Below are 25466 nucleotides of genomic sequence, written 5' to 3'. Positions count from 1 at the left end.
GCCGGCTTGCCGGCGATTGCGATGCAAGCTTCACCGCCGCCATCGCTGGCAAGCCAGCTCCTACAGGGTTCGTAGTGCCTTCAAGCGCAGCGTCTCCTTCACTGAAGGGTGTTGGTTACTCCCCCCTCTGGGCAAAATTCGGTAGCGCCTCCACCGGCTGGTTGAACTGGTACGGAATCGATACCAACCCCAGCCCGGTGTTGCGCTGCACCACGAAGTGCAGGTGCGGGCCGGTGCTGTTGCCGGTATTGCCCGACAGCCCCAACGGGCTGCCCACCACCACGCGCTGGCCCTCGCGCACGCTGACCGAACCTTGCTTGAGGTGCAGGTAGACACCCATGGTGCCGTCGTCGTGCAGCACCCGGACAAAGTTGCCGGAAGGGTCCGTGCCGCGCCCGGACTGGGCACTCTCGGTCTTGACCACCACCCCGCCGCGCGCCGCAATGATCGGCGTGCCCACCGGCATGGCGATATCCATCGCGTAGCGGCTCTTGGCGCCGAAGTGGCTGTAGGGACCGTTCGGGCCCTGGGTCAGGCGAAACGGCCCGCCACGCCACGGCAACGGGTAACGATAGCCCTCGGCCTGCCCCGAAGGATCACCGAGGGAATAACGGAACTTGGGGGTATACAGGAAAGGCTGCCCCGGCCGGGTCGCGGTGAGCAGCGCCAGACGCTGGCTGCTGCGCGCCGGCAACACCTTGCGGATCGGCTGCAGCGGCGCCCCGCTGACGTTCTTCAGCGCGCCGAAGCCCAGCTCGATCTCCACCGGCGCATACAGGTCGTTGCGCACGTAGACGCTGTCGACACCCTTCTGCTTGCGAATATCCAGGTGTACCTGGCGCTCCAGGTGCTCGACCATCCGATCGCGGAACACGAATACCTGCGCGCCGGGCGCCGGCCGATCGCTGTACGAGACCACGCCATTGGCGTCCACGTACTTGTAGATCGTCATGGCCGCAGCCGAGGTGACGACCATCAACAGGCCGCAGGAAAACAGCAAGCGCAGCAGCATATGCGGGAGTCGCCGAACCGAACATGAGCGCCAGCCTAGCAGGTGCGGATGGAGCTTGTGTTAATCACGTCGACATCAGCGACTGTCGGAAAGACGCCACCAGGGGTGACAGACAACACGGTGCATCAGGCGCACCGCGTTATCAGGCCGGCCTCAGGCCCCGGGAACGAAGTGTTTCTGGGCGGTGCCGCGGGCGATCAGGCGGGAGATGTAGTCGAGCTTCTGAGCATCCTGGTCGATAAACCGGAAGGTCAGTTGCAGCCAGTCGCTGTCCGGCTTCGGCTCGTGGGCGACGACCGCGTGCAGGTAGCCGTTGAGGCGGGCGATCTCGGCGTTGTCGCCCTGCTCCAGGTCGAGCACGGCGCTTTCGAGGACCTGTGGCAGGACCTCGCCACGGCGCACCACCAGCAAGGCTTCCTTGATGCTCAACGCCTTGATCACGCACTGCTGGGTGCCGCTGGACAGGCGCAACTGGCCCTGGCCGCGACCACCGGTGGCCGCACTGGCTGCAGGCGTCGCCACGGGGCGTACCGGCGGGCTGTTGAGCAAACCCTTGCTCGGGGCCGCGGCAGGCGCCGTAGCGGCCGCAGGCAGCACGACAGCGGCCTTGCCGCCGGTCAGCGCACTGAGGGAGTCGTTGGCGAAGGCCGAGCTCGCCTTGGTCGGGGCGGTCATCACGGCGTCGAGCTTGCCGACCTTGTGCAGCGCCTGCTTGACCTTGGTCAGCAGTTGCTCATTGGTAAAGGGCTTGCTGACGTAGCCGGACACACCGGCCTGGATCGCCTGCACCACGTTCTCTTTATCGCCACGGCTGGTGACCATCACGAACGGCATGGTCTTGAGGTTGTCCTGGGCACGGCACCAGGTCAGCAGCTCCAGGCCGGACATTTCGGGCATTTCCCAATCGCACAGCACCAGATCGAACGCTTCGCGCGCCAGCATCGCCTGGGCCTTGCGACCGTTGACGGCGTCTTCGATCCGGATGCCCGGGAAGTAATTGCGCAGGCACTTTTTCACCAGATCGCGGATGAACGATGCGTCATCCACCACCAACACACTGACTTTACTCATTGACCATTCCTCTAAAAATCCCGGCCAGCATACTGGCTAATGGCTATTTGCCCAAAACTGATGAGTCACGCCGGGACTTTATCGTTCGCGGGTGCGCGTAGAATTCGTACGCCACAAACAAAAACGCCCGACCTTAGGCCGGGCGTTTCTCTCGGGCAATCTTACTTATCGTCAGCTTCGCCGGGAACATTAGCGGTTTCGGACAAGGTACCCTCAACTTCCTGGCGCATACGCTTGAGGCCCATGTGCCGCACATCGGTGCCGCGGACCAGGTAGATCACCAGTTCGGAAATATTGCGCGCGTGGTCGCCGATCCGCTCCAGCGAGCGCAGCACCCAGATAATGCTCAGGACCCGCGAGATAGAGCGCGGGTCTTCCATCATGTAGGTGGCCAGCTCACGCAGGGCGGTCTTGTATTCACGGTCGATGATCTTGTCGTACTGCGCCACCGACAACGCCAGCTCGGCGTCGAAGCGGGCAAAGGCGTCCAGGGCGTCACGCACCATGTTGCGTACCTGGTCGCCGATATGTCGGACCTCGACATAACCACGCGGCGCTTCACCTTCCTCGCACAGCTGGATGGCGCGACGGGCGATCTTGGTCGCTTCGTCGCCGATGCGCTCGAGATCGATCACCGACTTGGAGATGCTGATGATCAGCCGCAGGTCAGACGCCGCCGGCTGGCGACGGGCGAGGATGCGCAGGCATTCCTCGTCGATATTGCGTTCCATCTGGTTGATCTGGTCATCGATCTCGCGCACTTGCTGGGCCAGGCCCGAATCGGCCTCGATCAGCGCGGTGACCGCGTCGTTGACCTGCTTTTCCACCAGCCCGCCCATGGCCAGCAGGTGGCTGCGTACTTCTTCCAGCTCCGCATTGAACTGCGCGGAGATATGGTGGGTAAGACCGTCTTTATCAATCATCGGGATTCGCTCCGCGAAACAGGCAGGTTTCAGGCTGCACGTTTCAAGCAGTTATGGGTTGATCTGAACTCGCTCGGCTTCCATTGCGCCGCTTCTAGGCTCGCGGCTTGCCACTGCTCCTAGCCATAACGACCGGTGATGTAGTCTTCGGTCTGCTTCTTCGCCGGATTGGTGAACAGGGTATCGGTGTCGCCAAACTCCACCAGCTTGCCCATGTACATGAACGCGGTGTAGTCGGAAACCCGAGCCGCCTGCTGCATGTTGTGGGTCACGATGACGATGGTGAACTTTGATTTCAATTCGTAGATCAGCTCTTCGACCTTGAGGGTCGAGATCGGATCGAGGGCCGAGCACGGCTCGTCGAGCAGCAGGACTTCCGGCTCCACGGCGATGGTACGGGCGATGACCAGGCGCTGCTGCTGGCCGCCGGACAGGCCGAGTGCCGAATCGTGCAGGCGGTCCTTCACTTCATCCCACAGGGCCGCGCCCTTGAGGGCCCATTCCACGGCCTCATCGAGGATACGCTTCTTGTTGATACCCTGGATGCGCAAGCCATAGACCACGTTTTCATAGATGGTCTTGGGGAACGGGTTCGGCTTCTGGAACACCATGCCGACCTTGCGGCGCAGCTCGGCCACGTCCTCGCCCTTGCGGTAGATGTTGTTGCCGTAGAGGTTGATCTCGCCCTGTACGCGGCAACCGTCGACCAGATCGTTCATCCGGTTGAAGGTGCGCAGCAGGGTCGACTTGCCGCAGCCGGACGGGCCGATAAAGGCGGTCACGCGCTGCTTGGGGATGTTCATGCTGACGTCGAACAACGCCTGCTTCTCACCGTAGAACAGGCTCAGGCCCGGGACTTCGATGGCCACGGTTTCGCTTGCCAGGTCCAGGCTCTGCTTGCTGCGACCCAGGGCGGACATGTTGATGCCGTGGGTATGGGTTTCATGCTGCATGGGTAAACTCCCTGCGCTGACATATTCATTGTGGGAGCCGGCTTGCCGGCGATGGGGCCAGTAAGCCTTGTAGCGCCTGATCGGCCGCTATCGCCGGCAAGCCGGCTCCTACGGTGGATGGGGTAGATGTTCTTAACTATCCAGCGCCTTGTACTTCTCGCGCAGGTGGTTGCGGATCCACACGGCCGACAGGTTCAGCGTGGCGATCACCAGCACCAGCAGCAACGCCGTGGCATACACCAGCGGACGCGCCGCCTCGACGTTCGGGCTCTGGAAGCCGACGTCGTAGATGTGGAAGCCCAGGTGCATGATCTTCTGGTCCAGGTGCAGGTACGGGTAGTTGCCGTCCACCGGCAGCGACGGCGCCAGTTTCACCACACCCACCAGCATCAGCGGCGCCACCTCGCCGGCGGCACGGGCCACGGCGAGGATCATGCCGGTCATCATCGCCGGGCTGGCCATCGGCAGCACGATCTTCCACAACGTCTCGGCCTTGGTCGCGCCCAGGGCCAGCGAACCTTCACGCACGGTGCGGGGAATCCGCGCCAGGCCTTCCTCGGTCGCCACGATCACCACCGGCACCGCCAGCAGCGCCAGGGTCAGTGAGGCCCAGAGCAGGCCTGGGGTGCCGAAGGTCGGCGCCGGCAGGGCTTCGGGGAAGAACAACCGGTCGAGCGAACCGCCCAGCACATAGACGAAGAAACCCAGGCCGAACACGCCGTAGACGATAGCCGGCACACCGGCCAGGTTGTTCACGGCGATACGGATGATCCGGGTCAGCAGGTTCTGCTTGGCGTATTCGCGCAGGTAGACCGCCGCCAGTACGCCGAACGGCGTCACGATCATCGCCATGATGAGGGTCATCATCACGGTACCGAAGATCGCCGGGAAGATCCCGCCTTCGGTGTTGGCTTCACGCGGGTCGTCGCTGAGGAATTCCCAGACCTTGCCGAAGTAGAAACCGACCTTGGTCAGGCTGCCCATGGCATTCGGCTGGTAGGCATGCACCACCTTGCCGATGCCGATTTCCAGTTCCTTGCCGTTGCCATCGCGGGCCGTCAGGCTGTCGCGGTTGAACTGCGTGTGCAGATCGCTCAGGCGGGCCTCGATGGCCTGGTAACGGGCATTCAGCTCGGCCTTCTCGGCGTCCATGTCGGCCTGGGCGGTAGCGTCGAGCTTGCCTTCGAGCTCAAGCTTGCGGCCATGCAGGCGAATCCGCTCGAGACCGGCGTTGATCGCGCCGATATCGGTTTTTTCCAGGCTCTTGAGCTGCCTGGCCAGATCGTTGACACGGTCGATACGCGCCTGCAGTTCAGGCCAGGCGGCCTGCCCTTCGGCGATGACCTTGCCGTCTTCCTTGACGTTGACCAGGGTGCCGTAGAAGTTGCCCCACTCACGACGCTCGACGGTCATCAGTTGCGCCGGCGTGCTCTGCTCGGTCAGCCACTCGCCGACGACCCAGGTGAAGTCGTTGCCGTTCAGGTCGCGGTTACCGACCTTGATCAGTTCCCGGGTCATGAACTCGGGGCCCTGATCCGGCACCGGCAAGCCGGCCGACTTGAGGCGTGCACGCGGCACTTCTTCCTTCTGCACCACTTCGCCGACCACGATCTGGTTGGCCTGGCCCGGGATGTTGTACTGGGCGTGGACGATATCCGCCGGCCAGAAATGACCCAGGCCGCGAACCGCAATCACCGCCAGCAGGCCGATGGTCATGATGACCGCGATGGACACCGCACCACCGCTGATCCAGACGCCAGGGGCGCCGCTCTTGAACCAGCTGTTCAGGGAGTTCTGTTTCACAGACTTCTACCTTTATTAAAGCGACGAGTATTTCTTGCGCAGACGCTGACGAATCAGTTCCGCGAGGGTGTTCATGATGAACGTGAACAGCAGCAGCACCAGTGCCGAGAGGAACAGCACGCGGTAATGACTACCGCCCACTTCCGACTCCGGCATCTCCACCGCCACGTTGGCCGCCAGGGTGCGCAGGCCTTCGAACAGGTTCATCTCCATCACCGGGGTGTTGCCGGTGGCCATCAGCACGATCATGGTTTCGCCGACGGCACGGCCCATGCCGATCATCAACGCCGAGAAGATGCCCGGGCTGGCGGTGAGGATCACCACCCGCGTCATGGTCTGCCAGGGCGTGGCGCCCAGGGCCAGGGACCCCAGGGTCAGGCCGCGCGGCACGCTGAACACGGCGTCTTCGGCGATCGAGTAGATGTTCGGGATCACCGCGAAGCCCATGGCCAGGCCAACCACCAGGGCGTTGCGCTGGTCGTAGGTGATGCCCAGGTCATGGGAGATCCACATGCGCATGTCACCGCCGAAGAACCAGTTCTCCAGGTGCGGGCTCATGAACAGCGAGAACCAGCCGACGAACAGGATCACCGGGATCAGGATCGCGCTTTCCCAGCCATCCGGCACCCGCAGGCGCAGCGACTCGGGCAGGCGGCTCCAGGCGAAACCGGCGACCAGGATGCCGATCGGCAGCAACATCAGCAGGCTGAAGATCCCCGGCAGATGCCCTTCGACATACGGTGCCAGGAACAGGCCGGCGAAGAAGCCGAGGATCACCGTCGGCATCGCTTCCATCAGTTCGATCACCGGCTTGACCTTGCGGCGCATGCCCGGAGCCATGAAGTAGGCGGTGTAGATCGCGGCGGCGACGGCCAGCGGTGCAGCCAGCAGCATGGCGTAGAACGCGGCCTTCAGGGTGCCGAAGGTCAGCGGCGACAGGCTCAGCTTGGGCTCGAAGTCGGTGTTGGCGGCGGTCGATTGCCAGACGTACTTGGGCGCGTCGTAGTTCTCGTACCAGACCTTGCTCCACAACGCGCTCCAGGAAACTTCCGGGTGCGGGTTGTCGAGGGCCAGCGGCTGGATCTTGCCGCCCTGCTCGACGATCACCCGGTTGGCCCGCGGCGACAGGCCGAAGACACCCGGACCGTCGACCACCTGGTCCACCAGCAACGTGCGGTGCGCGGTACTGTGGAACACGCCGAGCTTGCCGGAAGCGTCCAGGGCGACAAAGCCCTTGCGACGTTCTTCGGCGGTGATCTCGACGATCGGCGTGGTGCCCATCTGGAAGCTGCGGATCGGTTTCAGGCGCAGTTCGCCATCCGGGTCGCGGGCCATGAACCACTGGCCCAGACCGCCCCTGGAGTCACCGATGATCAGCGAGATGCCGCCCACCAGTTGGGTACTGGCGGTCACTTCGGTGTTGGCATCGTCCAGCAGCTTATAGCGACCGTTCAGGCTCTTGTCGCGCAAGCTGAACACATCGGCCTGGGCACGCCCGTTGATCACGTACAGCCATTGCTGGCGCGGATCGATGTAGATGGCTTTCACCGGCTCGGTCATCTGCGGCAGGTCGATGCTCTTCTGCTCGCTGGTGACCTCGCCGGTCATCATGTTCTCTTCCTTGGTCAGCGCCTGCACATGCAGTTGCGCACCACTGGAGCCCACGACGATCAGCGTCGTATCGGTGGCGTTGAGGTTCACGTGCTCAAGCGCGTGACCCTGGCCATCGAGGGTGATCGGGGTTTCGCCGTAAGGGTATTCAACCGCCGGGGAGATGGTCTTCTTGCCGTCCGGGTACGTCACTTTATAGGTATGACGGAACACCAGGGCCTGGCCGTTGGACAGGCCGACGATCACCAGCGGGATACCCGGCTGGTCCTTGCTGATGGACGTTACCTTGGTGTCCGCCGGAATCGGCAGGTTGACCCGGGACAGTTCCGTGGCATCGGCAACGGAGAAGAACAGCACCTGCCCCAGATCGGAAACCCGCATGCCCACCTGGTTCTGCTCTTCCAGGGAGATCATCAGGGGGTTGCCGGCATCACGCATCCAGGCCGGGGTAATAGCTTTTTCCGCGGTCAGCGAAGCGCCCTGGAACAGCGGCACCACGACATAGGCGAGAAAGAAGAAGATCAGCGTGATCGCCGCCAGGACGGCCAGGCCGCCGACAAACACATACCAGCGGGTCAGGCGGTCCTTGAGCGCGCGAATGCGACGCTTGCGTTTGAGTTCAGGCGTATTGAAGTCAATGCGCTTGGGGGGAGAAGTCGTAGTCATGGTGGAATTGGCCAGATCGTTCATGCGCACACCCTAGCGATCCTGTATGACAGAAAGATGACAGTGCAGTGACGCACGGAAGCCGCCGCCCAGCATGGCTGGCAGCGGATTCGGAAATTGGTGTGTGGGAGCGGACGCCTTCGCGGCGGTCCGGCGTCCCGGCAAGCCGGCTCCCACATGCCGGAGCAGCGCTCCGGATTAAGGCTTACTTCTTGGCGACTTCGCCACCTTCTTTCAGACCCAGGTCAGCCAGTGCCTTGGCGGCGACTTTGGCTGGCAGTGGGATGTAGCCGTCCTTCACGACAACTTCCTGGCCCTGTTTGGACAGAACCAGTTTCACGAACTCGGCTTCCAGCGGGGCCAGAGGCTTGTTCGGAGCCTTGTTGACGTAGACGTAGAGGAAACGCGACAGCGGGTATTTGCCGTTCAGTGCGTTTTCTTCGCTGTCTTCGATGAACTCGGTGCTGCCTTTCTTCGACAGGGCAACGGTTTTCACGCTGGCGGTCTTGTAGCCGATACCCGAGTAGCCGACGCCGTTCAGCGAGGAGCTGATGGACTGCACAACGGAAGCCGAACCTGGCTGTTCGTTGACGTTAGGCTTGTAGTCGCCTTTGCACAGGGCTTCTTCCTTGAAGTAGCCGTAGGTGCCGGATACCGAGTTACGACCGAACAGCTGGACCGGCTTGTTGGCCAGGTCGCCGGTCACGCCCAGGTCGCCCCAGGTCTTGACGTCGGCTTTGGCGCCGCACAGACGAGTCGAGGAGAAGATCGCATCGACCTGTTCCATGGTCAGGTGCTGGATCGGGTTGTCCTTGTGCACGAATACCGCCAAGGCGTCCACGGCGACCGGGATGGCGGTCGGCTTGTAGCCGTACTTCTGCTCGAAGGCAGCCAGTTCGGTGTCCTTCATCTTGCGGCTCATCGGGCCCAGGTTCGAGGTGCCTTCAGTCAGGGCAGGTGGCGCGGTAGCGGAACCGGCGGCCTGAATCTGAATGTTCACGTTCGGGTATTCTTTCTTGTAGTTCTCAGCCCACAGGGTCATGAGGTTTGCCAGGGTATCGGAACCGACGCTGGACAGGTTACCCGACACACCGGTGGTCTTCGTGTACGAAGGAATGGCCGGGTCCACACCAGCGGCCACCGCGTGGGCAGTCGCGACGCCAGCAGCGACAAAAGTCATTGCCGCCATCAAACGTTTCAGTTTCATGCCTTGCTCCTAGCAGAGAGGGTTAAAGTTGGATCGGGGCCAAGTATCGGCAGGCCGCATGAACACTCTATGACTGGTATGTGACAATTAGATGAAAGGCCAGCATCAAACAGAACGATCCCAACCTTTGTGAAAAGCCCCTGAAAACCTTGGATTTTCACGCGTTCAGCCAGATTCCCGGCACAAGCTCCGCATCATTTAGAAACACTCTGTAAACCATTGCCGCCACCATCCAGGTCTGAGCCCAGGCAATCGGCAGTGATCGGCTACATCTTGAAACTTCTCTCCAGTTGACAAAACATAGCTAAAATACAAATTTGTCAACCTTGAGGAGGTTTCATGATCAACGACCGAATCCGCCAGGCCCGGCTGCTACGAGGCATGACTCTCGAGGCCCTGGCACTTCAGATGGGGGATATCACCAAGCAGGCCCTCAGCAAGTATGAGAAAGGGTTGGTGACTCCGAGCTCTACACGCCTGCTGCAATTGTCCAGGGCTCTGGATATGAGCCCTGAGTACTTCTTCCGCGCGCACTCGGTGGTGCTGGCTCCCCTGGAGTTTCGCAAACTGGCCAGGATGCCCCGGTACCGCCAGGTTCAGGTTGAAGAGCAGATGCGCGAATACCTTGAGCGTTATATCGCCCTGGAAGCGTGTTTCGACCCCCTGGATATCCTGACTTCCACCACTCCCGCCCAGATGATTCCCGTGACCTGTGCGGACGAGGCAGAGCAGGCCGCACAGACCTTGCGAGAATTCTGGGGCATTGGTGGCGACCCGGTTTCCCACTTGAGCGAGCAACTGGAAGAACATGGCATCAAGGTGGTCATGCTCAAGGGGCCGGATGACTTCGACGGTGCCTGTGCCGCCACCCGTGACGGACACCATGTGCTGATTGCGCTCAATAGCGAACGTCCCGGTGAACGCATCAGGTTCACCGCTGCCCATGAGCTGGGGCACTGGGTCATGCGACTCCCCGAGGCGATGCCTGAGCGGGACAAGGAAAACTGCTGCCATCGCTTCGCTGGGGCTTTCCTTTATCCGGCCAAATGCGTCATCGGCGATTTCGGCCATCACCCCAGATCGAAAGTACATCCACGCGAACTGCTGATTGCCAAGCGCCAATATGGACTCTCGATGCACGCGGCGTTACGCAGGCTCAAGGACCTGAATCTGCTCAGCGAGAATGGCTATAAATCCCTCATCATTCGATTCAGCGCCAACGGCTGGCGCAAATCAGAACCCGAGCCCATGCCATGCAGGGCTCCCCATCGCTTCGAATCACTGGTGTTCTGGGGATATGCGGAAGGCTTGATCACCCAGTCCCGTGCTGCCGAATTTTTACGCAAGCCCGTAACCGCCCTTGACCCGAACTTTCTGGGATCACTGGAGAGTGCATGAGTCTGATCTACGTCAGCGATACGAATATCTGGATCGACTTCAGAAATGCCGGATTGCTGGAGCAGTTGTTCAGGCTAACGTTCGCCTTGTGTTGCACTGACTTCGTACTGGCAGAATTGAAAGATTTCCCCCGCGAAGAGCTACTTGCCCATGGGTTACGGGTCGAATCTTTTGACGGTGATGGGGTAATGAGGCTGTTCACGCTCAAGATAGAACACAACAACAGCTCCCTGGCCGACGTCTCATGCTATTTGCTGGCCCAGGAAACAGGGCGCCCGCTTCTGACCGGGGATGGCAGACTCAGGCGCCAGGCGTTACGTGACGGGCTACAGGTACGTGGAGCGCTCTGGCTGCTGGATCTGATGGTGGAGCACACTGTCGTCACCCCCGCCCGGGCAGCCGACTCACTGGAAAGCATGACAGCTCAGGGGGCACGGCTACCCGAGCAGGAATGCCGTGTCCGGATCAGCCGCAGGCGAGGGTGTCAGCTTCTATAAGCTAGCGGCCCTTCGCCCAAAGGTAGCCGCCGACCAGCACGCCGACGCTGCAAATTATTGCAACATAATACGCCGGGCCCATCGGGCTCTCCTTGAGCAGCAGGGTGACCACCATCGGGGTCAGGCCGCCGAAGATCGCGTACGCCAGGTTGTAGGAGAACGACAGGCCGCTGAAGCGCACCACTGCCGGGAAGGCCTTGACCATGACATACGGCACGGCGCCGATGGTGCCGACGAACAGGCCGCTCAGGGCGTACAGCGGGAACAGCCACTCGGGATGGGTCGGCAGGGTGCTGTAGAAGGTCCAGAAGGTCGCCATCAGCGCCAGGCTGCCGACCACGAACACGCGGCCCGCGCCGAAACGGTCGGCCAGTGCGCCGGAGATGATGCAGCCCAACGTCAGGCAGACCGTCGCCAGGCTGTTGGCCTCCAGCGAGACGGTCGGGGCGAAGTGGTAGGCGGTCTGCAGCACGGTCGGGGTCATCAGGATCACCACCACCACGCCGGCGGACAACAGCCAGGTCAGCAGCATCGAGATCACGATCGCCCCGCGGTGATCACGCAGTACCGCGCCCAGGGGAATGCCATCGGACAGCGCCTTGCGTTGCTGCAGTTCGGCGAACACCGGGGTTTCGTGCAACCAGCGACGCAGGTACACCGAAAACAGGCCGAACACACCGCCCAGCAGGAACGGGATACGCCAGGCGTAATCGCTCACTTCGACCGGGGTATAGAGGGTGTTGATCAGCGTGGCCACCAGGGAGCCCAGCAGGATACCGGCGGTCAGGCCCGACGTCAGGGTGCCACAGGCAAAGCCGATCTGCCGTTCCGGTACGTGTTCGGCGACGAAGACCCAGGCGCCCGGCACTTCACCACCGATGGCGGCGCCCTGGATCACCCGCATCAGCAGCAGCAGGATCGGCGCCCAGATGCCGATCTGCGCGTAGGTCGGCAGCAGGCCCATGATCAGGGTCGGCACGGCCATCAGGAAAATGCTCAGGGTGAACATTTTCTTGCGCCCCAACAGGTCACCGAAGTGCGCCATGACGATACCGCCCAGGGGACGCGCCAGGTAACCGGCGGCGAAGATGCCGAAAGTCTGCATCAGGCGCAGCCATTCCGGCATGTCCGCCGGGAAGAACAACTTGCCCACCACCGCCGCGAAGAACACGAAAATGATGAAGTCGTAGAACTCCAGCGCACCTCCCAGGGCAGACAGCGACAGCGTCTTGTAGTCATTACGGGTCAGCGGGCGCGAAGGTTGCGCAAGGCTGGGAGACACAGTGCTCATTGCAAGGCTTCTCTTATATTAGTAGGTCATGGTGGTTACCCGGCCTCAACGGTCGTTTCTCCACAGGTAGGCCCCGACCAGCAAGCCCACGCCACCTATGATCAAGACATAGTAAGCCGGGCCCAACGGGCTTTCCTTGAGCATCAGAGTGACGATCACCGGTGTCAGGCCACCAAAGATCGCATAAGCCAGGTTGTAGGAAAATGATAAACCGGTAAAACGTATCGCCGCCGGGAATGCATTGACCATCACGAACGGCACGACACTGACCGTGCCGGTCAGCAAACCGCTCAGGGCGTAGAGCGCGAACAGCCATTGCGGGTGGTCCTGCAGGCGGGTGTAGAAGGTCCAGAAGCTCAGCATCAGCAACGCGCAGCCGATCATCAGCACCCGGCCCGCGCCGAAGCGGTCCACCAGGGTGCCGGCCAGGATGCAGCCGATGGCCAGGCTGATGGTCGCCAGGCTGTTGGCCTGCAAGGTCACCAGCGGAGCGAAATGGTAAACGGCCTGCAACACGGTCGGGGTCATGAGGATCACCACCACCACGCCCGCCGACAGCAGCCAGGTCAGCAGCACCGAGATCACGATGCCTTCGCGATGGCCACGCAATACCGTGCGCAGCGGGACTTCCGCCGCCAGTGCCTGGCGCTGCTGCAAGGCCAGGAACACCGGGGTTTCATGCAGCCAGCGACGCAGGAAGGCCGCGAGCAGGCCGAACAGCCCGCCCAGCAGGAAAGGAATCCGCCAGGCGAAGTCGGCGATTTCCACCGGGCTGTAGTTGCGGTTGATCGCGGTCGCGACCAGCGAGCCCAGGAGAATGCCGATGGTCAGGCCGAAGGTCAGGATCCCGCAGGCCAGGCCCATGCGCCGCTGCGGCGCATGCTCGGCGACGAACACCCAGGCCGCCGGCACTTCACCGCCAATCGCCGCGCCCTGGATCAGGCGCATCAGCAGCAACAGGATCGGCGCCCACAGGCCAATCTGTGCATAAGTGGGCAGCAGGCCCATCACCAGGGTGGGCACGGCCATCAGGAAAATCCCCAGCGCGAACATCTTCTTGCGCCCCAGCAGGTCGCCAAAATGCGCCATGACGATACCGCCCAGGGGGCGGGCGACATAACCGGCGGCAAAAATGCCAAACGTTTGCGTCAATTGCAGCCACTGAGGCATCTGCGGTGGAAAAAACAGCTTGCCGACCACCGCCGCGAAAAACACGAAGATGATGAAGTCATAGAACTCCAGCGCCCCGCCCAGGGCCGATAATGAAAGCGTCCTGTAGTCATCTCGATTCAGCGCACGAGCAGGCTGCGCGACACTCAAAGGCACGGTGGTCATGAAGATATCCCGGGGGTCGATACGGACGGAGTCGCAGCGGAGAGGTGCACAAGGCGGGAAAAAGATAACAAAATGTTTCAGAAAGTAAATGATGGCCCGATATAGAGCGATCGAAAGGGCTTTCTGATGGTCGTAGTCGAGCGGGTCGATCGATATACTGGTCAGTGTCGCCATGATGGATGCTGTGCAAAAACGCCGCTGGAAAGCCATTCCAGCCGGTTTCGCAGAGTTTCCCTTTAGTACGCCTTAGAGAAACGTGACGAACGTAGTATGTTCGAGCTGAATCGTTTTTCCTGAAGACGGCTATTCACCGGCAGTACCAACGTAGCGTCACGGGTCAGAGGCACCCCCCGTATGATCGAACTCGAACAAGAAGACCCAATCCCGCAAGGCGATCTCGCCCTGCAGATCACCGCGCTCCCGCGTGAAACCAACGGTTTCGGCGACATTTATGGTGGCTGGCTGGTCAACCAGATGGACCTCGCCGGTACGGCGATGGCCAGCAAGGTGGCCGGCGGCCGCGTGGCCACGGTCGCCATCGACCGCATGGCGTTCCTAGTGCCGGTCGCGGTCGGCGCGCAACTGTCCTTTTATACCCAGGCCCTGGAAATCGGCCGCAGCTCGATCAAGATGATGGTCGAGGTGTGGAGCGACGACCCGCTGTCCAGCGAATGGCGCAAGGTCACCGAAGCGGTGTTCGTGTTCGTCGCCATCGATGGCAGCGGCCGTACCCGCTCCGTACCGCCACGGCGCTAAACCCGGGCGGTTTTTTGCGGTCCATTGCAGTTCCTGTTGCCGAGCGAGAACACCATGAGTACGCCCTACGTTGAAACGGTCAAGCTGGATGAACTGAACTGCTGGCGGATTCGCCACGGTCAGGCCGAATTGCTGGTTGCCCAGCAAGGCGCGCATATCCTCAGTTATCAGTTGGCCGGGCAACCGCCGCTGATCTGGCTCAACGACCAGGCCGAGTTCAAACACGGCAAGAGCATTCGCGCCGGTGTGCCGGTGTGCTGGCCGTGGTTCGGGGTGTTCCCGCGCAACCCGGACAGCGTCCAGGCGATGCGCCAGAGCAGCGAGCCGCCAACCGCCCATGGTTTCGTCAGGACACTGGAGTGGACGTTGCTCGGTATCCAGGCCGAAGACGACGGTGTGCTCGCGGAATTCGCCGTGTCACTGCCCGAGGGCGGTTTTCCGGGCTGGCCGCACAAGGTCGGGCTCAAGCTGGCGATTCACCTGGGCGAGCGGTTGCGGATCAGCCTCACCAGTGAAAACCTCGATGATCACCCGGTCACCCTCAGCCAGGCGCTGCACACCTATTTCGCCGTCAGCGATGTGCGCAACGTGCATGTCGAAGGCGTGGACGGCCTGACCTATATCGATACCGCGGATGACTGGAAGCCGGTCCTGCAACAGGGCGATTTGCGTTTCGCCGCTGAAACCGACCGTATCTACCAGGACGCGCCGGCGCAGTTGAGCATCGTCGACCCGGCCTGGGAACGGCGTATCGAACTGAACACCAGCGGCTCGCGCTCGGCGGTGATCTGGAACCCGTGGATCGGCCGCGCCAGCCAGTTCAGCGACATGGCCGACGACGGCTGGCAGAAGATGCTCTGCATCGAAACCGCGAACGTGATGGATGACGTGGTGACGCTGGCACCGGGCGCCAGCCATACGCTGGGCGTGACGATCGGCAGTCAGCGCCTGTAATACCCCGTGGCGAGCGGGCTTGCCCGCGCTGGGCTGCGAAGCGGCCCTAAAACCAGCGACCTCATTCATGATCGTTCCCACGCTCTGCGTGGGAATGCAGTCCGTGACGCTCTGCGTCAAAAAGAGCGGACGCGGAGCGTCCAGTGAGCCATTCCCACGCTGGAGCGTGGGAACGATCTGTTCTTTAAAGATCCGACTCCTTCACCACCCGCACCTTCCCCGCATCCAGTGCATACGCCGCATCGGCCAGGTCGTTGCTGACCTTCTCGACCTTCAGGGTTCCGGTCACCCACAGCGGCGTGTAGATATCGTCCAGCTTCAGGCCCTTGGGATAACGCACCAGCACCAGCTGGTTCGGCGGCGGCGGCGGCACGTGGATGCAGGCGCCCGGATAGGGAACCAGGAAAAACAGGGTGCTGCGGCCCTTGGCGTCGGTTTCCAGCGGCACCGGATAACCACCGATACGAATGTCCTTGCCGTTCATGGCCGCGACGGTCTTGGTCGAATACATCACCGCCGGCAAGCCCTTGCTCTGCTTCAAGCCGCCCTTGGCGGTAAAGGTGCCGTTGGCCTCAGGCGAGTCGTGGCTGATTTCCGGCATGTCTTCGAGGGCTTTCTGATCCGACTTGGGCATCAGTTCCAGCCAGTCGGTTTCCGGGAGCTCGCCCGCGTGGGCCAGGCCGCAGCCCAGCAAAAGGAGTGTCAACAGAAGACGGCGCATGAGGGGCTCGGCAACAGGAAGTCAGACGAGCATTCTAGCCCTCCGCGCGCGCCGCGCGCAGAGGGCCTGGTCAGTTCGATCAGTTCTTTTTGATCAGACCGTAGATCACCAGCAGGACAATCGCACCAACGACCGCGCCGATAAAGCCCGCGCCTTGCCCGGCCTGGTAGATGCCCAGTGCCTGGCCACCGTAGGTCGCCGCCAGTGAACCGCCGATCCCCAGCAGGATGGTCATGATCCAGCCCATGCTGTCATCGCCCGGCTTGAGGAAACGCGCCACGAGACCGACGATAAGACCGATGAAAATGGTGCCAATGATTCCCATGACGTTGCCTCTGAGTGAGTGAGCCACACGCCAAAGCCTAGCCAGCGCTTTGGCGTCCTGCCATCAGAGGATGGCAGGATCCGATGGTTCCCGCCGCAAAGGGATATCTTTACTCGGCGATCAGCGCTTCGACCCGCAGGATCTGCTGCTGCAGCGTGGCCTTGTCGGCGCAGCGCAGGTTGGCGTGGCCGACCTTGCGCCCGGCCTTGAAGGCCTTGCCGTAGTGGTGCAGGTGGCAGTCGGCGATGGCAATGACCTTCTCCACCGGCGGCACGCTGCCGATAAAGTTCAGCATCGCACTCTCGCCGACCTTGGCGGTCGAGCCCAGCGGCAGGCCGGCGACCGCCCGCAGGTGGTTTTCGAACTGGCTGCACTCGGCGCCTTCGGTGGTCCAGTGCCCGGAGTTGTGCACACGCGGGGCAATCTCGTTGGCCTTGAGGCCGCCGTCGACTTCAAAGAACTCGAAGGCCATCACGCCGACATAGTCCAGTTGCTTGAGCACCCGGCTGGAATAGTCTTCGGCCAGGGCCTGCAACGGATGGTCGGTGCTGGCGACCGACAGCTTGAGAATGCCGCTGTCGTGGGTGTTGTGCACCAGCGGATAGAAACGGGTTTCACCGTCGCGGGCACGCACGGCGATCAGCGAGACTTCGCCGGTGAACGGCACGAAGCCTTCCAGCAGGCAGGCGACGCTGCCCAGCTCGGCAAAGGTGCCGACCACATCGGCCGGGGTACGCAGGACTTTCTGGCCCTTGCCGTCGTAACCCAGGGTGCGGGTCTTCAACACGGCCGGCAAGCCGATGCTGGCGACCGCCGCGTCCAGGTCCGCCTGGGACTGGATATCGGCGAAGGCCGGGGTCGGGATCCCCAGGTCCTTGAACATGCTCTTTTCGAACCAGCGATCGCGGGCGATGCGCAGGGCTTCGGCGCTCGGGTAGACCGGCACGAACTGCGACAGGAAGGCTACGGTTTCCGCCGGGACGCTTTCGAACTCGAAGGTCACCAGGTCGACTTCATCGGCCAGCTGGCGCAGGTGATCCTGATCGCCGTAGTCGGCTCGCAGATGTTCGCCCAGGGCGGCTGCGCAGGCATCCGGCGCCGGATCGAGGAAAGCGAAGTTCATGCCCAGCGGCGTACCCGCCAGGGCCAACATGCGGCCGAGCTGGCCACCACCGATTACACCGATCTTCATCGTCAAAAACCTCAGGCGACGCGCGGGTCTGGATTATCCAGCACGCTGTCTGTCTGTTCAGCACGGAATTTCTTCAGCACGGTATGGAAGTGCGGATGCTTGGCGCCCAGGATGCTCGCCGACAGCAGCGCGGCGTTGATCGCGCCGGCCTTGCCGATGGCCAGGGTGGCGACCGGGATGCCGGCGGGCATCTGCACGATCGACAGCAGCGAGTCCACGCCCGAGAGCATCGACGACTGCACCGGCACGCCCAGCACCGGCAGGTGGGTCTTGGCCGCACACATGCCCGGCAGGTGGGCCGCGCCACCGGCACCGGCGATGATCACCTCGATGCCACGGGTCTCGGCCTCTTCGGCGTACTGGAACAGCAGGTCCGGGGTGCGATGGGCCGAAACCACTTTCACCTCGTAAGGGATGCCGAGCTTTTCCAGCATATCGGCGGTGTGGCTAAGGGTGGACCAATCGGACTTGGAGCCCATGATCACGCCAACCAGTGCGCTCATCGTCGTGCCTCTTCTCTTGGGCGCCCGCGGGCGCGTCAAAAAACAACAAGCCACGCGGGAAGACCGGCGTGGCTTGTTATACGAATGATGGCCGGGCGAACCGGCCGAAGGCCGCGCAGTATACCGAAAATTCTGCGCTATACGCACTTTCTGCGACCGTCTGTCGTGAGCTGAACTTTAGCCGCTGAAAGCCGGTTTACCTGACTTTCAGGTCAATCCAGGACATTGTGGGAGCGGGCTTGCCAGCGATTGCAGCCGCAAGAGCAATGCAAGGCTCAAGGGCCCCATCGCCGGCAAGCCGGCTCCTACAAGGTCCCAGGCTGGACGATAGTCCGTGGGGAGCCCCGATCCTGTGGGAGCTGGCTTGCCAGCGATTGCGGTCGCAAGAGCAATGCAAGGCTCAAGGGCCTCATCGCCGGCAAGCCGGCTCCTACGGGTCGGGTAGCATTCAGACCGGGGCCGGCGTCTGCGCCGCACCGCCTTCCAGCTTGCGCCACAACAAGCGCACATTCGCCTTGCGCACCAGCGCGCAGCGATACAGACGGATCTCCAGCGGCACATGCCATTGCGCGCCGCCACAGACCACCAGTTCACCCCGCGCCAGCTCGGCGCGCACGCTCAACTGCGGCACCCAGGCGATGCCCAGGCCCTCCAGCGCCATGCTCTTGAGGCTGTCGGCCATGGCGGTCTCGTACACCGTGGTGAAACGCAGGTTGCGCTGGCGCAGCAGCAGGTTCACCGAACGCCCGAGAAACGCCCCGGCGCTGTAGGCCAGCAACGGCACGCTGGCCTCGCCTTCGAGGTCGAACAACGGCTTGCCGTCCGCTCCCGCCGCGCATACCGGAAGCATTTCGGTATGCCCCAGGTGCAGCGACGGGAAGATCTCCGCGTCCATCTGCAACGCCGCATCCGGGTCGTAGAACGCCAGCATCAGGTCGCAGCCGCCCTCGCGCAACGCATGCACCGCATCGCCGACGTTGGTCGCCACCAGCCGCGTGGCGATGTTCAGTCCTTCATTGCGCAATTGCGCGATCCAGCGCGGAAAGAACCCCAGCGCCAGGGAATGCGCTGCCGCCACCTGCATGACCTCGCCCTGCCCGCCTTCCAGATGATGCAGATGGCGCACCACCTCGCCCAGTTGCTCGACCACCGTCCGCGCCGTCACCAGGAACAACTGCCCGGCCGCCGTCAGTTCGATCGGCGTGCGCGAGCGATTGACCAGGGTCAGCCCCAGCGCCGCTTCCAGGCTGCGAATCCGTCGGCTGAACGCCGGCTGCGTGACGAAACGGCGCTCGGCAGCCTGGGAAAAGCTGCGGGTCGCCGCCAGGGCACTGAAATCTTCCAACCATTTGCTTTCGAGATTCATTGGCCCTTCCCTCTTCCAAGCGCACCATTTTGGTTCACACGCTCGCCACACACAATGCGTCACACCGACATTATGCCGTTTGTGCATAGGGCAGTGCCGAACAGCATTGGCCCAAAAATTCCCTCAAGCCTAGCATTGCCAACGTTCCGGCATTGACCGGGTCCATTTCGAGATGATTTCTATCATGTCCTCTGCTGCATCTTTCCGCTCAGAAAAAGACCTGCTTGGCGTACTCGACGTACCTGCCGACGCGTACTACGGCATCCAGACCCTGCGAGCGGTGAACAACTTCCGCCTCTCCGGCGTTCCGATTTCGCATTACCCGAAACTGGTCGTGGCCCTGGCCATGGTCAAACAGGCCGCAGCCGACGCCAACCGCGAGCTGGGTCACCTGAGCGAAGCCAAGCACGCCGCCATCAGCGAGGCCTGTGCCCGCTTGATCCGCGGTGATTTCCACGAGCAGTTCGTGGTCGACATGATTCAAGGCGGCGCGGGCACTTCAACCAACATGAATGCCAACGAAGTCATCGCCAACATCGCGCTGGAGGCCATGGGCCACAGCAAGGGCGAATACCAGTACCTGCACCCGAACAACGACGTGAACATGGCGCAGTCGACCAACGACGCCTACCCGACCGCCATCCGCCTGGGCCTGCTGCTGGGCCACGACGCCCTGCTCGCCAGCCTCGACAGCCTGATCCAGGCCTTCGCCGCCAAAGGTACAGAGTTCAGCCACGTCCTGAAAATGGGCCGCACCCAATTGCAGGACGCCGTGCCGATGACCCTCGGCCAGGAGTTCCGCGCCTTCGCCACCACCCTGAGCGAAGACCTGGCCCGCCTGAAGACCCTGGCGCCGGAAGTGCTGACCGAAGTCAACCTGGGCGGCACCGCCATCGGCACCGGCATCAACGCCGACCCGCGCTACCAGCAACTGGCCGTCGACCGCCTGGCGATCATCAGTGGCCAGCCGCTGGTTCCGGCCGCCGATCTGATCGAAGCCACCTCCGACATGGGCGCCTTCGTACTGTTCTCCGGCATGCTCAAGCGCACCGCGGTCAAGCTGTCGAAGATCTGCAACGACCTGCGCCTGCTGTCCAGCGGCCCACGCACCGGCATCAATGAAATCAACCTGCCGGCACGCCAGCCAGGCAGCTCGATCATGCCCGGCAAGGTCAACCCGGTGATCCCGGAAGCGGTCAACCAGGTGGCGTTCCAGATTATCGGCAACGACCTGGCCCTGACCATCGCGGCCGAAGGCGGCCAACTGCAACTGAACGTGATGGAACCGCTGATCGCCTTCAAGATCTTCGACTCGATCCGCCTGCTGCAACGCGCCATGGACATGCTGCGCGAACACTGCATCGTCGGCATCACCGCCAACGAAGCCCGCTGCCGCGAACTGGTGGAACACTCCATCGGCCTGGTCACCGCGCTGAACCCGTACATCGGCTATGAAAACGCCACCCGGATCGCCCGCATCGCCCTCGAAAGCGGCCGCGGCGTACTGGAACTGGTGCGCGAGGAAGGCCTGCTCGACGATGCGATGCTCGCCGATATCCTGCGCCCGGAAAACATGATTGCTCCACGTCTGGTTCCACTGAAGGCCTGACCCTCAGTGCCGGATCGTACACCGCTCACCAGGTCGAGGGACTAGACACCTCTCACCTTTTGAGGGCCTGAAGGTCACTCTTCAGGCCCTTTTTTTTAACTGATTTTTCATGGCAACACCGTTCCCGACAACCGTTCAGCAGACGCGCAATACTCGCCAACCGACTGGCGAGGCTTCTAGGACGCGGTTCCAGGGTGCAAAGATGAAAAATGACAGGCCGTGCAGACGTTGGCGGTCCTGATCGGTATAGTGCCGCCCCTCTTCGCGTAAGCGATCCGCGGCACAGTGGAACCGAAACACGCGAAACAACACTAAAAACAACCCGCGAAAGCTCGGGACGATTTATCGCCAGCCCACACTGCCCTGTAACACCGGGTGTAACGCGATATTTCAAACGAGCCGCCTTTGCATCACAAAAACAGCGAGGAACCATCCATGCTCGAAGTCATTAACGACTTCCTCTCAGGGAAAGTACTGATCGTGCTCATTGTCGGGCTCGGTAGCTACTTCACGATCCGCTCGCGTTTCGTACAGTTACGCCACTTCATCCACATGTTCTCGGTCTTCAAGGAGTCCCTTCGCGGCCAGGCAGGCCAACTCAGTTCGTTCCAGGCCTTGATGCTGAGCCTCGCCGGCCGCGTCGGCGCCGGTAACATCGCCGGTGTCGGCATCGCCGTGACCCTCGGCGGTCCGGGTGCCGTGTTCTGGATGTGGGTCACCGCACTGGTGGGCATGTCCAGCAGCTTCTTCGAATGTACCCTGGCCCAGGTCTACAAGCGCGCCGATGGCGATGGCCTGTACCGTGGCGGTCCGGCCTACTACATCCAGCACGGCCTTAAACTCAAGGGCATGGCGGTGGTGTTCTCCATCCTGCTGCTGGTCACCTACGGCTTCGCCTTCAACGGCCTGCAGTCGTACACCGTCACCCACTCGCTGCAGAACGCCTTCGGCTTCTCGCCGAACCACACCGGTATCGCCCTGGCCGTACTGCTGGCTATCGTATTCCTCGGCGGCATCAAGCGTATCGCCGCGGTCTCCGACCTGCTGGTTCCGGTCAAGACCCTGGCCTACATTGGCGTCACCCTGTACGTGATCGGCAGCCAGATCGACCACGTTCCGGCCATGCTGGAAACCATCTTCAAGAGCGCCTTCGGTCTTGACCCTGCGTTCGGCGGCCTGCTCGGCACGGCCATCGTCATGGGCGTGAAGCGCGGCGTGTTCGCCAACGAAGCCGGTCTGGGCAGCGCACCGAACGTCGCCGCCGTGGCCGCTGTGAAGCACCCGGGTGCCCAGGGTGTGGTCCAGGCGTTCAGCGTGTTCCTCGACACCTTCGTGATCTGTACCTGTACCGCACTGCTGATCCTGCTGTCGGGCTTCTACACCCCGGGCTTCGAAGGTGACGGCATCGTCCTGACCCAGAACTCCCTGGCCGCGGTAGTGGGTGACTGGGGTCGCGTGTTCGTCAGCGTCGCCCTGTCGCTGTTCGTCTTCACCTGCATCCTCTACAACTACTACCTGGGTGAAACCAGCCTGCAGTTCCTCACCCGCAACCGCGCGGTGCTGATGGTGTATCGCGGCCTGGTGCTGGCACTGGTGGTCTGGGGTTCGATGCAGAACCTGTCGACCGTGTTCGCCTTTGCCGACATCACCATGACCTGCCTGGCCTTCGTCAACCTGATCGCCCTGGCCCTGCTGTTCAAGATCGGCATGCGTGTCCTGCGCGACTATGACGACCAGCGCCGCGCCGGCGTCAAGCAGCCAGTGTTCGACTCCAGCAAGTTCGCCGACCTGGATCTGGACCTGAAAGCCTGGCCGACCACTCCGGGCGAGCCGGTGTCCCGCGAGCAGGAAGCGGCCCAGGGCGTGCCTGCCACGCAACGCTGATCGCCGTCCCCCCGGGCGGCGCCCTGCCGTCCGATGCGAAAGATCCACCGGGTGGCGTCCCAGCCGCCCGACGTGACACACCTTGCGCCCGCAGGCATGCTGCGGCGCAGGGTGTATTCGTCAAGGAGAACCATCAATGAATTCCGCCACATATCCCGCCGCACGGCACGTCATGGTGCTCTACACCGGTGGCACCATCGGCATGCAGACCAGCGCCGGTGGCCTGGCCCCGGCTTCCGGTTTCGAAGCACGGATGCGCGAGCATCTGCACAGCCAACCGGCACTGGTCGTTCCCCAATGGCGCTTTCGCGAGATGGCCCCGCTGATCGACAGCGCCAACATGACCCCCGAGTACTGGCTGCGCCTGCGGGACGCGGTAGTCGAGGCGGTAGAGCAACAACAGTGCGATAGCGTGCTGGTCCTGCATGGCACCGATACCCTGGCCTACAGCGCGGCGGCCATGAGCTTCCAGTTGCTGGGCCTGCGGGCACCGGTGGTGTTTACCGGCTCCATGCTGCCGGCGGGTGTACCGGACAGCGATGCCTGGGAAAACGTCTGCGGTGCACTGGTCGCCCTCGGCCAGGGCCTCGCACCCGGCGTGCACCTGCATTTCCATGGCGAAATGCTCTCGCCGACCCGTTGCGCGAAGATCCGCAGCTTTGGCCGTCATCCGTTCGCCGCCCTCAATCGTGCCGGTGGCGCGGCCAAGGCCACAGCCTTGCCGGTGCAGCTGGACTATCACCAGGCCCGCCAATTGACGACGGTCGGTGTCCTGCCACTGGTTCCGGGCATCGACGCCGCGCAGTTGGACGGCATGATCGACAGCGGCATCCAGGCACTGGTGCTGGAGTGCTTCGGCAGCGGCACCGGGCCGAGCGATAACCCGGCGTTCCTCGCCAGCCTCCAGCGGGCACAGAAACTGGGCATCGTCGTTGTGGCGATCACCCAGTGCCATGAAGGCGGCGTCGAACTGGACGTCTACGAAGCCGGTAGCCGATTGCGCGGTGTCGGCGTGCTGTCCGGCGGCGGCATGACCCGTGAAGCGGTGTTCGGCAAGCTGCATGCCCTGCTCGGCGCGGGCCTGGCATCGGCTGAAGTGCGACGCCTGGTCGAACTGGACCTGTGCGGCGAACTGAGCTGAAAGAACCCCATGTAACACCCGACCTCCAGTGAGCACCCGCGCACTGGAGGCCAACTCTTGCGTCCTACCCTGCCAACCTGAACCGCCCGATATATATGTAGGATTATTCCTATACACCATTCCTACACTACTCCTGCACAAGCGCCTCGGGTAGGCTGGTAAAAGTTGCAAATCACAAACAAACCTGTTTTTAACCTCGGACCTAAACACCGTTTGCAACTAATAACAGAAGCTCAGTAAATACCCATATTGAGCCGCTTGTTACTTTAACTCGATAACTTCGGATAATTCGCCGACGTAGTGTCACGCCTGTCTATAAGCGTCGACTTGCGCGTGGGTCTTGTTTATCCGTTATCAGCGAACCCAAGCACAGCGGCCCGGCTGATACCCGGGCATCAGTTGGATAATGCGGGCCTCCCGTCTCGAACGGATCGGGTGTGCGGTCATGGAAGCCTTGGCTCTTTCTTATTCAGACGCTGTCAGTACAGCCATAGGAAAACCAGAGAAAAACCATGAAAAAACAGATCGCGATAACTGCCCTGTGCAGTCTTTTTTCCGTATCGGCCTTTGCTGCAAAACCACAGGCCTGCAGTCCGGTGGAAACTTCAAAGATTGAAAGCCTGTTTGATGACTGGAACAATGCACTGCAAACCGGCGATGCCCGTAAAGTAGCGGACAAGTATCTGCCCGACGCGGTGTTGCTGCCCACTGTTTCGAACAAGGTGCGGATGACCGATGCCGAGCGGGTCGACTACTTCGAGCATTTCCTGGCCAATAAACCGGTAGGCAAGATAGACAGCCGGACCATTCGCATCGGTTGCAACGAGGCCATCGACACCGGCACCTACACCTTCGCCTTCAAGGACCAGTCGAGCGTCTCCGCCCGCTACACCTTCACCTACGCCTGGAATGGCCAGGACTGGAAAATCTCCACGCACCACTCCTCGGCCATGCCGGAGAAATAACCGGGGCGACAGGATCGCGAGCGGGCCTCCCCTTGGGGTGGCCCATCAGAACTTCGGGCAAATCCCTTTTGCTTGAGTGACGTTTCCTAGAAAATCCCCACGTCATTGCGCCTGTCCTGCCACGTGACTAGTCTCCGTTTGTCACTGCCCAGCAGATCGTTCCCACGCTCCACGTGGTAACGCCTCTATGGACGCTCTGTGACGCAGAGCGTCACGGGCTGCATTCCCACGCTGGAGCGTGGGAACGATCAAAAGTGCACCTTTGTAATTGGATGGACTCGCC

23 protein-coding genes are annotated in these 25466 nt (G+C 62.1%); 9 read left to right on the top strand and 14 right to left on the bottom strand.

All coding sequences use genetic code 11. From position 1 onward, the window contains the following. Positions 1–115: 115 nt before the first annotated feature. The 7 genes from HX851_RS33245 to HX851_RS33215 all read right to left on the bottom strand — a co-directional run bounded on the left by HX851_RS33245 (position 116) and on the right by HX851_RS33215 (position 9246). Positions 116–1012: a peptidoglycan DD-metalloendopeptidase family protein gene (locus HX851_RS33245; RefSeq protein ID WP_177066526.1), complete on the bottom strand. Its 897-nt coding sequence runs from the start codon at positions 1010–1012 to the stop codon at positions 116–118. 153 nt (positions 1013–1165) lie between these two features. Continuing rightward, positions 1166–2083, bottom strand: coding sequence for a response regulator (locus tag HX851_RS33240; RefSeq protein ID WP_177058421.1), 918 nt, complete (start codon positions 2081–2083; stop codon positions 1166–1168). 161 nt (positions 2084–2244) lie between these two features. Continuing rightward, entirely contained in the window at positions 2245–3006 is a 762-nt protein-coding gene (gene phoU / locus HX851_RS33235; RefSeq protein WP_017124183.1) for a phosphate signaling complex protein PhoU, read from the bottom strand. Between the two features lie 119 nt (positions 3007–3125). Further along, positions 3126–3959, bottom strand: coding sequence for a phosphate ABC transporter ATP-binding protein PstB (gene pstB / locus HX851_RS33230; protein WP_017124182.1), 834 nt, complete (start codon positions 3957–3959; stop codon positions 3126–3128). Between the two features lie 132 nt (positions 3960–4091). Then, the gene (gene pstA / locus HX851_RS33225) at positions 4092–5762 is read right to left on the bottom strand and encodes a phosphate ABC transporter permease PstA (RefSeq protein WP_177058423.1); all 1671 of its coding nucleotides are present in this window, start codon (positions 5760–5762) and stop codon (positions 4092–4094) included. A 15-nt stretch (positions 5763–5777) separates the two neighbouring features. Next, the gene (locus HX851_RS33220) at positions 5778–7811 is read right to left on the bottom strand and encodes an ABC transporter permease subunit (RefSeq protein WP_177058532.1); all 2034 of its coding nucleotides are present in this window, start codon (positions 7809–7811) and stop codon (positions 5778–5780) included. A 433-nt stretch (positions 7812–8244) separates the two neighbouring features. After that, a complete protein-coding gene (locus tag HX851_RS33215; protein ID WP_177058425.1) occupies positions 8245–9246 on the bottom strand; it encodes a phosphate ABC transporter substrate-binding protein PstS in 1002 nt (333 codons plus the stop codon). Between the two features lie 339 nt (positions 9247–9585). Between HX851_RS33215 and HX851_RS33210 the strand changes: the two genes are divergently transcribed. Further along, positions 9586–10644: a helix-turn-helix domain-containing protein gene (locus HX851_RS33210; RefSeq protein ID WP_177066525.1), complete on the top strand. Its 1059-nt coding sequence runs from the start codon at positions 9586–9588 to the stop codon at positions 10642–10644. Continuing rightward, positions 10641–11141: a PIN domain-containing protein gene (locus HX851_RS33205; protein ID WP_177066524.1), complete on the top strand. Its 501-nt coding sequence runs from the start codon at positions 10641–10643 to the stop codon at positions 11139–11141. Before HX851_RS33210 ends, HX851_RS33205 begins: the two co-directional genes overlap by 4 nt. A 1-nt stretch (position 11142) precedes the next feature. On the opposite strand, the gene HX851_RS33200 is transcribed toward HX851_RS33205, so the two are convergent. Both HX851_RS33200 and HX851_RS33195 read right to left on the bottom strand, forming a co-directional pair. After that, positions 11143–12432 carry an MFS transporter gene (locus tag HX851_RS33200; protein WP_177066523.1) on the bottom strand — a complete coding sequence of 430 codons (1290 nt, stop codon included), beginning with the start codon at positions 12430–12432 and terminating at the stop codon, positions 11143–11145. A 45-nt stretch (positions 12433–12477) separates the two neighbouring features. Beyond that, positions 12478–13767, bottom strand: coding sequence for an MFS transporter (locus HX851_RS33195; RefSeq protein WP_177058433.1), 1290 nt, complete (start codon positions 13765–13767; stop codon positions 12478–12480). Between the two features lie 354 nt (positions 13768–14121). On the opposite strand from HX851_RS33195, the gene HX851_RS33190 reads away from it, so the two are divergent. Continuing rightward, positions 14122–14523, top strand: a complete 402-nt coding sequence (locus HX851_RS33190; protein ID WP_017124176.1) for an acyl-CoA thioesterase — start codon at positions 14122–14124, stop codon at positions 14521–14523. A gap of 54 nt (positions 14524–14577) precedes the next feature. Next, positions 14578–15477: a D-hexose-6-phosphate mutarotase gene (locus HX851_RS33185; protein ID WP_177066522.1), complete on the top strand. Its 900-nt coding sequence runs from the start codon at positions 14578–14580 to the stop codon at positions 15475–15477. Positions 15478–15661: 184 nt separating this feature from the next. Here the strand turns inward: HX851_RS33185 and HX851_RS33180 are convergent, their stop codons facing one another. From HX851_RS33180 to HX851_RS33160, 5 genes are all read right to left on the bottom strand, one after another. After that, a complete protein-coding gene (locus tag HX851_RS33180) occupies positions 15662–16198 on the bottom strand; it encodes a DUF3299 domain-containing protein (protein WP_177058437.1) in 537 nt (178 codons plus the stop codon). A gap of 79 nt (positions 16199–16277) precedes the next feature. After that, positions 16278–16523 carry a GlsB/YeaQ/YmgE family stress response membrane protein gene (locus HX851_RS33175; RefSeq protein ID WP_017124173.1) on the bottom strand — a complete coding sequence of 82 codons (246 nt, stop codon included), beginning with the start codon at positions 16521–16523 and terminating at the stop codon, positions 16278–16280. A gap of 109 nt (positions 16524–16632) precedes the next feature. Then, the gene (locus tag HX851_RS33170) at positions 16633–17715 is read right to left on the bottom strand and encodes a 5-(carboxyamino)imidazole ribonucleotide synthase (RefSeq protein ID WP_177058438.1); all 1083 of its coding nucleotides are present in this window, start codon (positions 17713–17715) and stop codon (positions 16633–16635) included. An 11-nt stretch (positions 17716–17726) separates the two neighbouring features. After that, positions 17727–18218, bottom strand: coding sequence for a 5-(carboxyamino)imidazole ribonucleotide mutase (gene purE / locus HX851_RS33165; RefSeq protein ID WP_177058439.1), 492 nt, complete (start codon positions 18216–18218; stop codon positions 17727–17729). A 448-nt stretch (positions 18219–18666) separates the two neighbouring features. After that, entirely contained in the window at positions 18667–19584 is a 918-nt protein-coding gene (locus HX851_RS33160; RefSeq protein WP_177058440.1) for a LysR substrate-binding domain-containing protein, read from the bottom strand. Positions 19585–19768: 184 nt separating this feature from the next. Between HX851_RS33160 and aspA the strand changes: the two genes are divergently transcribed. The 5 genes from aspA (at position 19769) to HX851_RS33140 (ending at position 25183) form a co-directional block, all read left to right on the top strand. After that, positions 19769–21193, top strand: a complete 1425-nt coding sequence (gene aspA / locus HX851_RS33155; RefSeq protein ID WP_177058441.1) for an aspartate ammonia-lyase — start codon at positions 19769–19771, stop codon at positions 21191–21193. Between the two features lie 435 nt (positions 21194–21628). After that, positions 21629–23077: an alanine/glycine:cation symporter family protein gene (locus HX851_RS33150; RefSeq protein ID WP_177058442.1), complete on the top strand. Its 1449-nt coding sequence runs from the start codon at positions 21629–21631 to the stop codon at positions 23075–23077. Between the two features lie 136 nt (positions 23078–23213). Next, positions 23214–24218, top strand: coding sequence for an asparaginase (locus HX851_RS33145; RefSeq protein ID WP_177066521.1), 1005 nt, complete (start codon positions 23214–23216; stop codon positions 24216–24218). Between the two features lie 445 nt (positions 24219–24663). Then, the gene (locus tag HX851_RS45265) at positions 24664–24834 is read left to right on the top strand and encodes a hypothetical protein (RefSeq protein WP_256262433.1); all 171 of its coding nucleotides are present in this window, start codon (positions 24664–24666) and stop codon (positions 24832–24834) included. Continuing rightward, positions 24815–25183, top strand: a complete 369-nt coding sequence (locus tag HX851_RS33140) for an SgcJ/EcaC family oxidoreductase (RefSeq protein WP_368670153.1) — start codon at positions 24815–24817, stop codon at positions 25181–25183. The genes HX851_RS45265 and HX851_RS33140 overlap by 20 nt, the downstream gene beginning before the upstream one ends. The last annotated feature ends 283 nt before the right edge of the window (positions 25184–25466 follow it).

This window comes from Pseudomonas gingeri (assembly GCF_013385635.1).
In the GTDB taxonomy this organism is placed as follows: Bacteria; Pseudomonadota; Gammaproteobacteria; order Pseudomonadales; family Pseudomonadaceae; genus Aquipseudomonas; species Aquipseudomonas gingeri_A.
This window is presented reverse-complemented; position numbering and strand designations above follow the sequence as displayed.